13 protein-coding genes and 1 tRNA gene are annotated in these 12,858 nt (G+C 68.3%); 11 read left to right on the top strand and 3 right to left on the bottom strand.

What is annotated here, in order from left to right; genetic code table 11:
- The first annotated feature begins 9 nt into the window (after positions 1 to 9).
- The 5 genes from OWM54_RS38065 to OWM54_RS38045 are packed head-to-tail and all read left to right on the top strand — an operon-like array spanning position 10 to position 5,039.
- A complete protein-coding gene (locus tag OWM54_RS38065) occupies positions 10 to 513 on the top strand; it encodes a hypothetical protein (protein ID WP_267700550.1) in 504 nt (167 codons plus the stop codon).
- An 11-nt stretch (positions 514 to 524) separates the two neighbouring features.
- Positions 525 to 902 (top strand): PAAR-like domain-containing protein, encoded by a 378-nt coding sequence (locus OWM54_RS38060; RefSeq protein ID WP_046714488.1) that lies wholly within the window; start codon positions 525 to 527, stop codon positions 900 to 902.
- Between the two features lie 10 nt (positions 903 to 912).
- Complete coding sequence (locus OWM54_RS38055) at positions 913 to 2,901, top strand: hypothetical protein (protein WP_267700549.1); 1,989 nt, start codon at positions 913 to 915, stop codon at positions 2,899 to 2,901.
- Positions 2,902 to 2,907: 6 nt separating this feature from the next.
- Complete coding sequence (locus tag OWM54_RS38050; protein ID WP_248545246.1) at positions 2,908 to 3,939, top strand: DUF2169 family type VI secretion system accessory protein; 1,032 nt, start codon at positions 2,908 to 2,910, stop codon at positions 3,937 to 3,939.
- A complete protein-coding gene (locus OWM54_RS38045) occupies positions 3,936 to 5,039 on the top strand; it encodes a hypothetical protein (protein WP_267700548.1) in 1,104 nt (367 codons plus the stop codon). The genes OWM54_RS38050 and OWM54_RS38045 overlap by 4 nt, the downstream gene beginning before the upstream one ends.
- Before the next feature lie 7 nt (positions 5,040 to 5,046).
- Here the strand turns inward: OWM54_RS38045 and OWM54_RS38040 are convergent, their stop codons facing one another.
- Positions 5,047 to 5,973, bottom strand: a complete 927-nt coding sequence (locus OWM54_RS38040; protein WP_267700547.1) for a type VI immunity family protein — start codon at positions 5,971 to 5,973, stop codon at positions 5,047 to 5,049.
- 119 nt (positions 5,974 to 6,092) lie between these two features.
- Here OWM54_RS38040 and OWM54_RS38035 point away from each other — a divergent pair, with 119 nt between their 5' ends.
- The 5 genes from OWM54_RS38035 to OWM54_RS38015 all read left to right on the top strand — a co-directional run bounded on the left by OWM54_RS38035 (position 6,093) and on the right by OWM54_RS38015 (position 9,473).
- Entirely contained in the window at positions 6,093 to 6,998 is a 906-nt protein-coding gene (locus OWM54_RS38035) for a hypothetical protein (RefSeq protein ID WP_223747556.1), read from the top strand.
- Positions 6,999 to 7,050: 52 nt separating this feature from the next.
- A complete protein-coding gene (locus OWM54_RS38030; RefSeq protein WP_141328932.1) occupies positions 7,051 to 8,190 on the top strand; it encodes a hypothetical protein in 1,140 nt (379 codons plus the stop codon).
- Between the two features lie 43 nt (positions 8,191 to 8,233).
- Positions 8,234 to 8,557: a hypothetical protein gene (locus tag OWM54_RS38025; protein ID WP_223785570.1), complete on the top strand. Its 324-nt coding sequence runs from the start codon at positions 8,234 to 8,236 to the stop codon at positions 8,555 to 8,557.
- Between the two features lie 118 nt (positions 8,558 to 8,675).
- Complete coding sequence (locus OWM54_RS38020) at positions 8,676 to 8,999, top strand: hypothetical protein (RefSeq protein ID WP_141328936.1); 324 nt, start codon at positions 8,676 to 8,678, stop codon at positions 8,997 to 8,999.
- 132 nt (positions 9,000 to 9,131) lie between these two features.
- Complete coding sequence (locus tag OWM54_RS38015) at positions 9,132 to 9,473, top strand: hypothetical protein (protein WP_267700545.1); 342 nt, start codon at positions 9,132 to 9,134, stop codon at positions 9,471 to 9,473.
- A 75-nt stretch (positions 9,474 to 9,548) separates the two neighbouring features.
- On the opposite strand, the gene OWM54_RS38010 is transcribed toward OWM54_RS38015, so the two are convergent.
- Positions 9,549 to 10,130, bottom strand: a complete 582-nt coding sequence (locus OWM54_RS38010) for a hypothetical protein (RefSeq protein WP_267700544.1) — start codon at positions 10,128 to 10,130, stop codon at positions 9,549 to 9,551.
- Positions 10,131 to 10,767: 637 nt separating this feature from the next.
- Positions 10,768 to 10,839, bottom strand: a tRNA-Thr gene (locus OWM54_RS38005).
- A 313-nt stretch (positions 10,840 to 11,152) separates the two neighbouring features.
- On the opposite strand from OWM54_RS38005, the gene OWM54_RS38000 reads away from it, so the two are divergent.
- Complete coding sequence (locus OWM54_RS38000) at positions 11,153 to 12,703, top strand: Glu/Leu/Phe/Val family dehydrogenase (RefSeq protein ID WP_223747550.1); 1,551 nt, start codon at positions 11,153 to 11,155, stop codon at positions 12,701 to 12,703.
- The last annotated feature ends 155 nt before the right edge of the window (positions 12,704 to 12,858 follow it).

Raw genomic sequence — 12,858 nt, 5'->3', positions numbered from 1 at the left:
GAGAAGGACATGAGCATGCAGGCACTCAAGAGCGTGGCACGTGAAGAGGCCGAGACCTCCGAGGAGTCTCCGCGTCAGGTGAGGCTGGCACCGGCGCCCGCGGCCGCCCTGCCTCCGATGAGCCTGGGGCGACTGGTGGCGCGGGAGGGCGAGGGGTGGCGCGTGCGCATCGGCGCCACGGAGCACCTGCTCCAGGTGGACCCCGCGGTGGACCCCGCGCTCCTCGACGAGTCGCTCGCTTCGGGCGCGAGGGTCATCGTGGATGCCTCCGACGAGACGCCGCTCATCGCGGGCCTGCTCACCACGCAGCGCGCGCTGCACCTGGACCGGCAGGGAGCGGTCAACGCGCGCGTGCGCAGCTTCTCCGTGACGGCGGACGAGAAGGCGCTGCTGCGCGTCCCCGGCGCGTTCCTCCAAGTCACCGCGACCGAGGTCGAGCTGTACGCCGACCGGGTCATCACCCGTGCACGCGAGGTGGCCAAGGTCCTGGCCACCCTCATCAAGCTGAACTAGGAGCCCGCGCCATGAGCGTCACCGCGCTTGGAATGACGGTCGTCGGAGAGAAGAGCAAGCACACCGTGGTGCCCATGGCGCCCAACATGTGCCACACGCCCGCGGCGCCCAGCCCGCTGCCCATGCCCTACCCCATCACCGGGGACTCGGGCTCGCTGAGCGTCAAGTGCAGCAACATCGAGATCGAGAGCAAGCACGTCCACAGCTCGTTCTGCAAGACGGGGAACATGAAGGGCAACGAGCCCGGCGTCGCGCTCACCAAGGACATCACCGTCGCGGGCGTCAACCGCGGCGTGGCGTGGGGGCTGCCCGTCCCCGCCGTCACCGTGCACTTCGAGGGCAAGCCCGTCTGCGTGACGGGGAACGTGGGCTTCGGGGACTCCCGGTAGGGGCGTGGGCGTGACGGAGCGGATGGGCATCCAGACAGTCCAGGCGTTGCTCGATGAGGCGTTGCTCGGATTGAGGGCGGTGACAGACCCGGCGCTGCCCGTCCGGCAGGCCGAGGAGCAGCTCGCGCTGGCCCTGCGTGAGGCGTACGAGGCCCACGCGGCGCGCGCGCAGTTCAACGTCCGGCGCGAGCGCATCCGCGCCATGGCGACGAACCTCCACGCGGCGGCGCGGCTGCTCGCGCAGGTCCCCACGGAGGACCCAGGCGGACTCGCGGAGCTGGCGCTGCTCCAGCAGGCCATGAAGGCGGCCATCGGCGCCCTGGGCGAGCCCTTCTCCACGGGCGCCGACGCGCGCCCACTGCCGCCCAAGGTCCGCGCCGAGCCCCTGCGCGCGAGCCTCCGCGAGCCCCGGCTGCTCGAGCCGGTGCGCGAGGTCCTCCTGCCGGCCATCCCCCTGCCGGAGCTGCCCGAGCCGGAAGCGCCCCCCCCTGCCCCACCCGCGGCGCCTCCGCCCGTGACGACGCTCGCGCAGCTCGACGCGCTGCTCGCCAAGGCGCACGCACGGCTGGCGGCGTTCGAGGCCGAAGAAGACGACGACGAGGACGCCGCGCCTGAGGAGGACGAAGCGAGGGTCGCGGCGACGGACGCGCAGGCCCTGCCCCTCCACTTCGGCCACCCGAAGGCCGAGGAGGACGTGCTCTTCGGCCATGCGCGCACCTGCCTGGAGGAGCTGGGGATGTTCGGGCTGATGCGTCGGGCCCGGCCCCTCACGCCCTGGTCGAACAGCGAGCGCACCGAGCAACGGCTGGTGCGCCGCGTGGACGCCATCGTCGCCTGTGGCCCTCCCATCCTGCCGCGCCTGGTGAAGCTGCTGGAGGAGCGTCCCGAGCCGGACCCCGAGCTCACCTGGGCCAACGTGTTCCTCTTCGGCTCGCTGGCCGGGGACGACGCGCTCGACCAGGCCCTGCGCATCATCCGGACCGTGGAGCTGAGCGAGCCGAGGATGGCCGAGGCGGTGACGGACGCGCTCTCGCTCGCGCCGCATCCCGGCATCGAGCGGGCGGTGCGCCCGTGGCTGGACGCGGAGCTGCCGGCACGGAGGGCCGCGGGCCTGCGCGTCCTCGCGCGGCGCGGCGCGCTCTCCGTGTCCGACGTGGAGCGAGGACTGGAGGACCCGGAGCTGGAGGTGATTCGAGCCGCGAGCCAGGCGCTCGGAGCCACCCAGGGTCCCGTGCCTCACCGCGCGCTCGAGCAGGCGCTGCGCCACGAGGACGAGGAGGTCGTCCGCGCCGCGCTGGAGAGCGCCCTGCTGCGAAGAAGCGAGCAGGGCCTGGAGCGAGCGCGCGCGTTGGTGCTGAAGGGACAGGGCGCCTTCGCGGACGCGGCCCTCTTCCTGGCGGTGTCCGCGGACGCGTCCGGAGCCGACGACCTGCGAGCCGCGCTGGACTCGGGTGACGTGCCCGCGGTGCTGCGGGCCCTGGGGTGGTTCGGGGACCTGTCGTTCATGGAGGTGCTGCTCAAGCACCTGGCGATGGACGCTCCCGACACGAAGGTCGCGGCGCTGGACGCGCTGCAACGGATGACAGGCGCGTCCCTGACGGAGGACGTCCCGAGCCCCGAGTACACGCGGGACGCCCTGCCCTTCCAGCGACCCTTCACACCGCCCACGCCCGTGCTCGACCTCACGGACCGGGCCACCGTGTGGGCGGACTGGTGGGCGAAGCATGGCCGCCATGCCAGGAAGGGCACGCGCTACCGCTTCGGGCATGCGTGGAGTCCGAAGGTCTCCCTTTGGGAGCTGGAGGCTCCGGAGTCACTGCCCGCGGTGCGCCGGTGGGTGCACGTGGAGCTGGCGGTGCGCACGGGCGGAGCCGTTCCGTTGGACCGCGCGGACTTCGTCGTCCGGCAGCTCGCGCAGCTCGAGGCCTGGAGGGTTCATGTGGAGTCGGGCAGCCGGCGGAGCCCGTCGGATGGATGGACGACGCGGTATGCGAGGTGACGTGACGTGAACACGCCCGAGCTGCTCAACGGCACCTCATCCACGGTGGCCCTCGTTCCCCAGTTGGGGATGGACGGAGGCATCCTGGTGGTGGTCCTCATCAAGGAACTCTTCTCCATCGCCCCGGGCAGCGCGCGGGTGACACGCGTCGGTGGCGCCCAGGTCCGCCACGCCGACGAGCCCTGGGACAAGAAGGCGCCCGAGGCCAGCAGCATCCAGCTCCCTGCGGACGTGTGCATCCGCAAGCCCTCCACGGATGTGGTGGTGGTGGGCAACGCCATGAGCAAGGGCGGCCAGGCCGTCAAGCAGCTGGACGTCCACATCGAGGTGGGCCCCGTCGCCAAGAGCCTGCGCGTGTTCGGCACGCGGGTCTGGTACCGGGGCGCGCTCGGGATGGCGCTGGGACCGCCGCAGCCCTTCACCAGCGTGCCCCTGAAGTGGGAGCTCGCCTATGGAGGCTTCGACGCGAGTGACGCCAACAAGCCGCCCGTGGAGGAGGCACGCAACCCCCTGGGTCGCGGCGTCGCGCGGGACTCGGACACGCTGGTGAACCAGCTTGCTCCGCAGATCGAGGATCCACGCGACCTCATCTCCTCCGCCAGGACGCGGCCCGCGCCCGCCGGCGTGGGCGCCATCGGCAGACACTGGGAGCCCCGTCGTCGCTACGCGGGGACCGCGGACGAGAAGTGGATGAAGGAGCGCATGCCGCTGCAGCCGCTGGACTTCGACGAGCGCCACAACCAGTGCGCGACGCCCGAGCTCATCTGCCCCGAGTACCTGAAGGGGGGCGAGATGGTGAAGCTGCTCAACCTCTCCGCGGGCGGCTCGTATCACTTCGCGCTCCCCCGCCTGCACTTCGCGGTGACGGCGCGGACGGCGCGGGGGGACACGGACCACCGCCCGGTCCTGGACACGGTGCTGCTGCGGCCCTCGGACGAGGAGACGCTGGAGCTGACCTGGCGCACCGTGGTGCCCATGCCGCGCCCCGCGCGCCGCCTGCACTACATCCAGGTGCACGAGAAGGAGGTCGTCCGATGAGCACCGCTCGACACCTGGACTCGGCGCACTACGGCGGACGGTGGGGTTCGGCGCCCGTCATCGTGGGGACGGCCGCGTGGAACGGGCTGGCCTTCGCTCCGTACCAGACGTGGGCCTTCCGCCGCGCGGAGCTGTCCGCCTACGCGGAGACGCCCTTCCGCGCGCCCAACGGGAAGCGCGTGACGATGGCGCCCATCCGGACGCTGCCCACCCGGGACTCGGGCGCCGAGCGGCTGGTGCCCATCGCCACCCGGACGTTGACGCAGCTGCTGACGAACCTGGAGGAGCTGCCGCCGAACGCGACCGTGGCCCTGGTGCTCTGTCTTCCCGAGCGGATGGGGGAGCGGACGCAGGAGGGCTTCGCCACGCAGCGACGCCAGGTGGAGAAGGCGCTGGTGCGGCTCCTGGAGGAGCGAGACGTCCGGCCCGTGGTCCACGTGGTGCCGCGGGGTCATGCCTCGCTGGCCTTCGCGCTCATCGAGGCGGGCGAGGCGCTGCGAGGCCGCAAGGTGGACGTCGCGCTCGTCGGAGGCGTGGACACGTACTACGACCCGGAGGTGGTCCAGACGCTCATCGACCAGCAGCGCATCTTCGATGGGGAGAACCTGGACACCTTCGTCGGAGGAGAAGGCGCGGCCTTCTGCGCGCTGACCCGGACGGACGTGGCGAAGCGGACGAAGTGGCCGGTGCTCGCGCGGCTCGACACCGTGGCCACCGACGTCGAGCTGGCCACCCAGGACAACGACGTGCCCTGCATGGCGGCGGCGCTGACACGCGCGGGCCGCGTGGTGTCCGAGCGGCTCCGTGAAGAGCGACGCACGCTGGACTGGTGGCTCTCCGACATGACGGCGGAGGAGCTGCGCGTGCACGAGTTCAAGCTGGCCTGGCCTCGGGTGGCCCACGACGTGATGCCCCCGGAGGCCACGCTCGAGTACCTGTCCGAGTGCCTGGGAGACCTCGGCGCCGCGGCGATGCCCACGGGGCTGGCCGTCGCGGTGGAGGGCATGCTGCGAGGTGACCCGGGCGCGGCCACCTGCCTGCTGACGGGCTCGAGCGCGGGCGGCGCGCGCGGCGTGGTGCTGCTCTCACGGGAGCCGTGAGATGGGCTCAGCGCAGGTCCTCCGGGAAGACGAAGCGGCGCAGCCAGGCCCCTGTCTTCTGCTCCTCCTGGAAGCCACCCCAGAACTCGGTGGGCTTCTTGACGAAGTGGGGTTCCAGGACACGCGCCACCTCGGCGTAGGCGGAGGGGTACTCGAGCGCGTTGACGTCACCGAGCGTCGGGGCTTCACCCGCCTGGATGAGCGTGGTCCCCTTCAGCGTGTGCACGTGGACCTCGGACGTCCAGGCACGGGCATTGAGCGCGGCGACGTCCAGCGCGAGCTTCCCGGCGAGGCCGTCACCCACGAGCGTGAGCCAGTTGCTCCCGGGCAGCCCTTCGCCCACGCACCAGGACATGGCATCCGGGTCCTGGATGTCGAGCCCGAGGTAGCGCTGGCTGGAGCGGTACAGACTCCAGAACGCGGTGGACTTGACCCACTCGTTCCAGGTGCCCACGTAGCCGCCCACGCCGCAGAGCAGGGGCCAGCGCTCGCCAACCTCCTTGGCCAGTTGAAGCAGCTGCTTCGGGTCCAGGGTCTCCGGCAGCAGCACCTGGAGGAAGCCTCGACGGCCCCGTGCCGCGTCCAGCTCCCGGTAGATGAAGCCGAGCCCTGGCGCTCCGAGGTCATCCACCAGGCGGAACGTGAACAGGTGCCTGACGCGGACATCGGCCCAGGAGACGGAGAGGGAGGCGAGCACGTCGTCGGCGACCCGAGGCGTGAAGCGGTGCCACTCCGGAAGCGTGGAGGTGGTGTACCAGGTGAGTCGCTCGGCGGGAGCCAGTTGGAGGAAGCGCCGGAGCAGGGCCGCGGCGCCCTCGGTGGCCCAGACGTAGGGCTCATCCAGGTACAGCGTCAGCCCGAGGGCATATCGGGTCAGCGTCACCTCCGGGTTCTCCGCGAGCACGTCGCCCCCCGGTCCACGCAGCTTCGACATTGTCACCGCCTCCTGGCAACACCCCGAGCGATGTACGACTATCACGAGACCGTGGCTTCAAGAGACCCAGGCGAGTTTCCCCCCGCCGCGAGGCGCGCCACACCCGAGGTGGACACACCATGAAGCTCGCACACGCATTCCGCCGGGCCAGCGGCGAGTCGGCCTGGGATTGCCATTTCCTGGCGGACCGGTGGGATGGCAAGGACTGGATGGAGGACCACGCGGAGTCGTGGGTGGGCCAGGTGGTGGACGGGCGCGTCTACACGCTGCTGGGCCAGGTGGGGTGGCTCACGTCGCTCTGGCGCTCGCCGTCGGGCACGGTCTACGTGGCCGAGGGCAGCTTCCGTCGCGGAGGGGTGCACATCAACCGCTCGGAGAATCCCTCGCGTCCGGCGTGGGAGTTCCACGAGCTGCCGTGCGTCGTGTCGGGCATCTGGGGATTGGATGACCGGTTCGTGTTGGCCTGGGGACCGCATTCACAGCAGCGCAAGGAGTCGTTCTACCGCTGGGATGGCAGGCAATGGCATGAGCTTCCCTGCCCTGGCGAGGTCTTCGCGGTGCATGGGCTGGCGCCGGACCTGGTCTACGCGGTGGGTGGGGAGGGGCTCATCGCGCGCTGGGATGGGGCGCGGTGGCATCCGGCGCCGTCCTTCACGGAGGCGGTGATGACGGCTGTGCATGTCGTCAGTAAGGATGAGATGTATGCGTGCAGCGACGCGGGGGTGCACGAAGGTAGCGTCTATGGTTGGTCGGAGGTGGCGGAGTCCCCCGGGATGTTGATGAGCGTGGCGAAGTACCGGGAGCAGGTCTGGGTGGCGGGTGGGACGTATGGGCTCTTCACGCTGCGCGGCAATCAGCTCGAGGAGGTGGAGGCGCCTGTGAAGCCCCTGAGCCTGGACACCCGGAAGCGGCTGGTGATGGCCACGTCGGAGGGGTTGGTCGACACCGAGGACGCGAAGGAGTTCCGGACCATTCCGCTCGCGGACTTCGTCGCCTGCGTCCAGGACATTCCACGCAAGTGGTGAGAGACTCGATTCACGAAGGTCAGCGAAGCCGTCCGTTCGAGGGGGACCCGACATGACAGCCAGCGCGCCCACGCCACCACCGCACACACCCGTCAACTATCTCGAGGGCGGCGGCAGCAGCTTCTTCTCCCGGCAGTGCCAGCAACTGCTCATCCAGGCCAAGCTGAACCCGGACTGGTTCGGCTCGTATGACCACGTCGCCAAGCTCAACAAGGAGGCACGGGCCAAATGCAACCGTTGGGACACGGCGACTGCCGCGGAGCATGCCGCGGGGATGAAGGACGGGACTCCGCTGGAGCGGCCCACGGCTGGTGACCGCTATCTCGCCAGTTGCCAGTCAGGCCATCTTGTCCGTGACTCCAACTTCCGGGAGAGCGGTTCGGATGACATGGGCAATGATGCGCGCGGAGACCCCTGCCGGAACGTCATCGACGGCTATGAGTCGAATCGCGCACCCGCTGTTCCCCAGCAAGGCATGGCCTCCGAGAACATGGAGCACGGACGTCATACCCGCCGGGAGAACGCGGACACCCAACGGCGGCGCTACGAGAACTCCGAGACAGGTCGGCCGGAGACAGACTACAGCCAGCGCCAACGACACGCGGATGAAGACGAACGCGTCAACCAGTACGTGAGGGAACACCGGCAGCGGTGGCGTACCTCCGAACGCGAGGCGAACCAACAACCTCCAGGACTTGCGGGGGCGAGTGGGACGGGGGCAGGAGGCTCGGCCAGCGCCTCGGGAGGGCCAGGAGGCGCCGCGGGCGCGGGCCTGGGCTCAGTGAAGTCCCCAACCTGTCCTCCGGCCGACGTCGTTGATGGGAAGTCCGCCGCCAAGTGCATCAACAACTGGCGTAAGAAGGCCGAAGCACAGATGAAGCAGAAGATGGCGGATGACATGGCCAAACATGAGCGGGACAGCACCGTTCCCGCCTCATTCACGGGTTCGCCGCCACCGCCTTCTCGCCAGGACCAGTACCAGGCTCATCTGGACCAGAACGTCCACAATGCCACCGCCAACCGAGAAGCCGCACGGGGAACGCCCGGAGAGGATGCGGCCAAGGCGGAAGTCACCAGGGCGCGGCGAGCAGCCAATACCTTCCGGAGGGGGCGCTGCCGGGCTGAACAGGCCTCGCGCCTGCGCGGCGACCCTGGAGCAGGGCCTCCGCGAACCAAGGGCAGTGCGCGCTGAGCGTCATCCCTCTATTTCAACCTGTTTTCAAAGGTCCCCTCGAATGAGCCCCACGAAAATCGATACCGTCGCCGAGACAGCCACATCCTTCATCAGCAACTACCTCGTCCAGCGCCAGTACTTCACCCCATCTGATGAACTGGACGAGAACGACGACGGCTCCCTGCGGCTCTCGCTCTACAGAGCCATGCCGGACCAGACCTCGCCCGGAACCATCGTGTACACCTTTGTCTATGGGTCGAAGGTCGAGAAGGACGGTCCCGAGCTCCAGCAGTGGGTCGAGCAGATCATGGCCGCGCTGAAGGAGGCTCATCCCGAGGTCTCTCAGTTCAAGAGCACCATCGAACTCGACGCCTGGGACTACTGAAGGCCCATTCAATGCGGGCCGCGAGCCCCATCACGCGGCCTACATCGCCTGCAGACCCCAGATCGCCATAGCCGCCGACGGAGGGCCTACAGGAAGCCACATTCGGAACTTTCCTCGAATGAGCCCCACGAGAATCGATACCGTCGCAGATACCGCCACGTCCTTCATCGACGACTACCTCACCCAACATGGGAACTTCACGCCTGATGAGGAGGTTGACTCATCGGATCCCGGCGCTCTGCGACTCTCGCTCTACAGAGCCATGCCGGACCAGACGTCACCGGGAACCATCGTGTACACCTTCATCTACGGGTCGAAGGTCGAGAAGGATGATCCCGAACTCCAGCAGTGGCTGGAGCAGATCATGGTCGCGCTCAAGGAGACCCATCCGGAGGTTTCCCAGTACCAGAGCGTCATCGAGCTGAATTCATCGGACTATTGAGCAAGCGCGCTGCTGGGCCGGTCAGTCCATGCAATCGAGAAGAAAGCCTGAAGCGGGCCTACCACGCACTCTGGGCACGGCGGACAGCGCAGCCCCAAGCGCCGTGAAAGCAGGCTCATGAGGTCTCTTCAAATGAACTCCGCGAACATCAATACCGTCGCCACCACCGCGATGTCCTTCATCAATGACTACCTCGCCAAGCATCATTACTTCACGCCCTCGGACGAGGCGGACGAGGCGGACGAGGCGGACGAGAACGACGACGGAGTCCTGAGGTTATCACTCTACAGGGCCATGCCAGACATGAACTCGTCGGGGACCATCGAGTACGTCTTCATCTATGGGGCGAAGGTCCGGAAGAACAGCCCCGAGCTCCAGCAGTGGGTCCAACAGATCATGGATGCATTGAAGGAGACTCATCCGGAGGTCTCCCAGTTCGAGAGCGCCATCCGGCTCAACGCCTGGGACTACTGAGCCTCTACTCCACCCTGAGCAACGAACCCCACCGCGGGTGGCGACGAGCGCGCCACCCGCGGAAGGAAGCCCGGCTCACTCCATGGCGGAGACGACCTGCGCGTCACACGTGGTCGGGTTGATCCACGACTGCGCATTGTCCAGGTAGCAGAGGACGCCCTGCGTACCGTAGGCCGCCTGACCGATGGTGGCCGAACAGGTCGCGGTGCCGGCGTTGTACGTCACCGCCAGCTGCCAGAGGCACGTCTTCGCCGCGCCCGTCGGGTCCGCCGGATTGGTCGTGTAGTAGTACGTCTGCGTCACCGAGGTGGCCGGAGCAACCTCAATCTGGAAGACGCCGTTGACCGACGGCTTCGCGACGGGGCCGAGCGGGTTCGGAGGGGGAATGGGCAGGCGGACGCCGGAAAGCGTGCCACCGAAGCTGACATTGACGCCCGTCCAGTTGCCCACGGCGAAGGTCTGCAGAGGGTTCGCCAGGAGCGACGCGCCACCCTCGGCGTGACGCGCCTTCAGCTCGAAGGTCTCCGTCTTCACCGCGGTGACGTACTCACCCCGGAAGAACTCCAGCCCACCAAAGTCGAACTGCTCGGCGGCGGCGACGGACGGCGCGAGGGACAGCAGGGAGACGGCCAGGAAACGCTTCACGTTCCTCGTCATGGGTATTTCTCCTGTGTTGTCTGGTGTTGGCCTGAGCCGCAACCTTCCTAACATCGGGCTCCCTTTCATTGCAAATCACAACAAGGAAAACACGCATTTCCAGTTAAAATGGAGGATTCCAATCAGCACTTGTCTGCCATTGCCCGGACCTGGAAGAACGCCACGGATGGGTCAGCGGCGCACCCAGGTGTCATTCGAGAACCGTGGATTCGTCCGCTCGCGGACACTCATCAAGTCAGACATCGAGAGCCGTGGAAAAATCCAGACGACTCCTCAAAGACACACACCCGAACCTCCCAGTGGGGTTACGCGGAACCATGCTTCGAGCCTGGAACCCCACGTCGGATGCAGCGCCCTGGCGCGGCCCTCACCTGCTCCGGCCGCCACGTCCGCGAGCGCGTCGTGCTCGCCCCCGCTTCGAAGAGACCTGGAGGTGTGGAGCCCCGCGCGGCGGCTTCCGGACACAACGACCGCGGGAACGCACGGAGGCGCGGAGCCCCCCATCCCGGAGCCTCGAGCGCAAGCCCGCCCGCCTCCAGGGCGATGAGGCAAGCACGGGAACCCGGCCGCCCGGCGAGCAGCACGCCGAAAAGAAAAAGGGCCGGCTGCTTTCGCAACCGGCCCTTCTCAACTCTCTAGCCGACACCCAGGCTTGAACTGGGGACCTACTGATTACGAATCAGTTGCTCTACCGCTGAGCTATGTCGGCGCAAGGCGGCGCGGGAAGTACCATGGCGTTCCGGGTAGGGCAAGCCGAAATGAAGGCCCTCCCGTTTTCAATCCGGCCCAGGTGCTTCGTTCCCCAACGAACAACCCCACCCCACCGTGACATCCATGACACGGTGCATCCGCCGTCGGTGACACAGCGCGTTGCCATAAGTCCCCGTCATCGCTCCGGTTTTTCGGGAGGAAGCGTGGCGCCACGGCGGTTGAACTCGGTTGGCGCATATGCACATAAGGGCGCCGCTATCCCCGCGTCCCCGGCCCGAGCGTGGCTGGGACCACAAGGAGCCGTTTTCGACATGGCCAGCGAAGAGAACTTCATGCGCGCTCCGGCGCCGACGCCGAAGCGCACCGTCTACACCGAGGCGATGGAGATCTTCCATCGGGCCGCCGACCTCATCAAGCTGGACAAGCGCGTCCGGCTGGAGCTCGAGGAGCCCGACTACGAGCACATCTTCTATGTGACGGCGAAGCTGAAGGATCGCCTCGTGCCGCTCATCCCGGAGCGCGCCAAGCAGTTCGCGGACCTGCCGGAGACGCAGGTGCGCAACAAGGAGGGCCTGGAGGCCCTGGCCAACGGCAGCATCATCCTCAACGGCCGCGCCCTGCTGGGCTCCGACGTGGCCATCCGCCAGGGCCACCTGCGCCTGCCGGACGGCAAGGTCTACCAACTGGTCCCCGGCGAGTCCCAGCGCTTCAAGGCCTACCGCGTCCAGCACAACCAGGCCCGTGGCCCCTACAAGGGCGGCCTGCGCTACCACCGCGAGGTGTCCCTGGACCTCTTCAAGGCCCTGGCCGCGGAGATGACCTGGAAGACGGCCATCGCCGAGGTGCCCTTCGGCGGCGGCAAGGGCGGCATCCAGATCGACCCGCGCGAGTACGGCCGCGAGGAGCTGGAGGCGATCACCCTGCGCTTCATGTACCGGCTCAAGAGCCTCATCGGGCCGAACATCGACATCCCGGCCCCGGACGTGGGCACCAACCCGGAGATCATGGCGCTCCTGTACCGCCAGTTCTCCGACGGTGAGCGCGAGCGCCACAACCTGCGCGGCATCGTCACGGGCAAGGACGTGCGCATCGGCGGCTCCGAGGGCCGCGGCAAGGCCACCGGCCAGGGCGTCGCGTTCTGCATCGAGGACTACTACGCGGACCGTGGCGAGAGCGTGAAGGGCAAGACCTTCGTCATCCAGGGCTTCGGCAACGTGGGCAGCCACGCCGCCAACATCCTGGGCGGCATGGGCGCGCGCCTGCTGGCGGTCAACGACGCGGACGGCACCATCTACAACGGTGACGGCATCGACGTGCAGGCGCTCACCGCCTACGTGCAGGACCCCAAGAACCTCAAGCGCAGCGTGCTCGGCTTCCCGGGCGCCCAGCGCATCGAGAAGAAGGACCTGTGGGATGTCCAGGCGGACATCCTCGTCCCCGCCGCCCTGGGTGGAGAGATCACGGCGGACATCGCCGAGCGCCTCAAGGTCAAGCTCATCGCCGAGGGCGCCAACGGCCCCACCACCCCGGAGGCCGACCGCGTCCTGCAGAAGCGCGGCATCGAGCTCATCCCGGACATCATCGCCAACGCCGGCGGCGTGACGGTGAGCTACTACGAGTGGATCCAGAACAAGCGCATGGAGCGCTGGAGCGAGGCCGAGGTCGACCAGCGCCTGGAGCGCGCGATGAAGCGCAACTACCGCATCATCCGCGACATCTCCCGCAACCAGCCGCGCAAGACGGACATGCACGACAGCCGCCAGTACTGCGTCGGCGAGGCCGTGGACAGCCGCTGCGCCGCGATGATCCTCGCGCTCAAGCGCATCGAGGCCCACTACCTGCTCGAGGGCTTCTCGCAGTAGGCCCTCCCGCCTCCTGAAAGCACCAAGGGCACGGTTCTCCTCGTGAGGACCGTGCCCTTGTCATGTCGTGGCGCCCGCTGTGGCGGCCCCAGGCGGCCCCCTGTCCCGGGAGCGTCGTCGGGCCACCGGGCCGCTCAGCCAGGCGGCCACGCTAC

Source organism: Myxococcus sp. MISCRS1 (assembly GCF_026626605.1).
In the GTDB taxonomy this organism is placed as follows: Bacteria; Myxococcota; Myxococcia; order Myxococcales; family Myxococcaceae; genus Myxococcus; species Myxococcus fulvus.
Note: the sequence above shows the minus strand (reverse complement) of the source record. Positions and strands in the feature narration are given on the sequence as shown.

Excerpts from the sequence above, each read along its gene's own strand:
- OWM54_RS38030 (WP_141328932.1), top strand. The coding sequence starts at position 7,051 with ATGACAGCCAGCGCGCCCACGCCACCACCGCACACACCCGTCAACTAT.
- OWM54_RS38035 (WP_223747556.1), top strand. The coding sequence starts at position 6,093 with ATGAAGCTCGCACACGCATTCCGCCGGGCCAGCGGCGAGTCGGCCTGG.
- OWM54_RS38015 (WP_267700545.1), top strand. The coding sequence starts at position 9,132 with ATGAACTCCGCGAACATCAATACCGTCGCCACCACCGCGATGTCCTTC.
- OWM54_RS38045 (WP_267700548.1), top strand. The coding sequence starts at position 3,936 with ATGAGCACCGCTCGACACCTGGACTCGGCGCACTACGGCGGACGGTGG.
- OWM54_RS38020 (WP_141328936.1), top strand. The coding sequence starts at position 8,676 with ATGAGCCCCACGAGAATCGATACCGTCGCAGATACCGCCACGTCCTTC.
- OWM54_RS38060 (WP_046714488.1), top strand. The coding sequence starts at position 525 with ATGAGCGTCACCGCGCTTGGAATGACGGTCGTCGGAGAGAAGAGCAAG.
- OWM54_RS38000 (WP_223747550.1), top strand. The coding sequence starts at position 11,153 with ATGGCCAGCGAAGAGAACTTCATGCGCGCTCCGGCGCCGACGCCGAAG.
- OWM54_RS38065 (WP_267700550.1), top strand. The coding sequence starts at position 10 with ATGAGCATGCAGGCACTCAAGAGCGTGGCACGTGAAGAGGCCGAGACC.
- OWM54_RS38025 (WP_223785570.1), top strand. The coding sequence starts at position 8,234 with ATGAGCCCCACGAAAATCGATACCGTCGCCGAGACAGCCACATCCTTC.
- OWM54_RS38040 (WP_267700547.1), bottom strand. The coding sequence starts at position 5,973 with ATGTCGAAGCTGCGTGGACCGGGGGGCGACGTGCTCGCGGAGAACCCG.
- OWM54_RS38010 (WP_267700544.1), bottom strand. The coding sequence starts at position 10,130 with ATGACGAGGAACGTGAAGCGTTTCCTGGCCGTCTCCCTGCTGTCCCTC.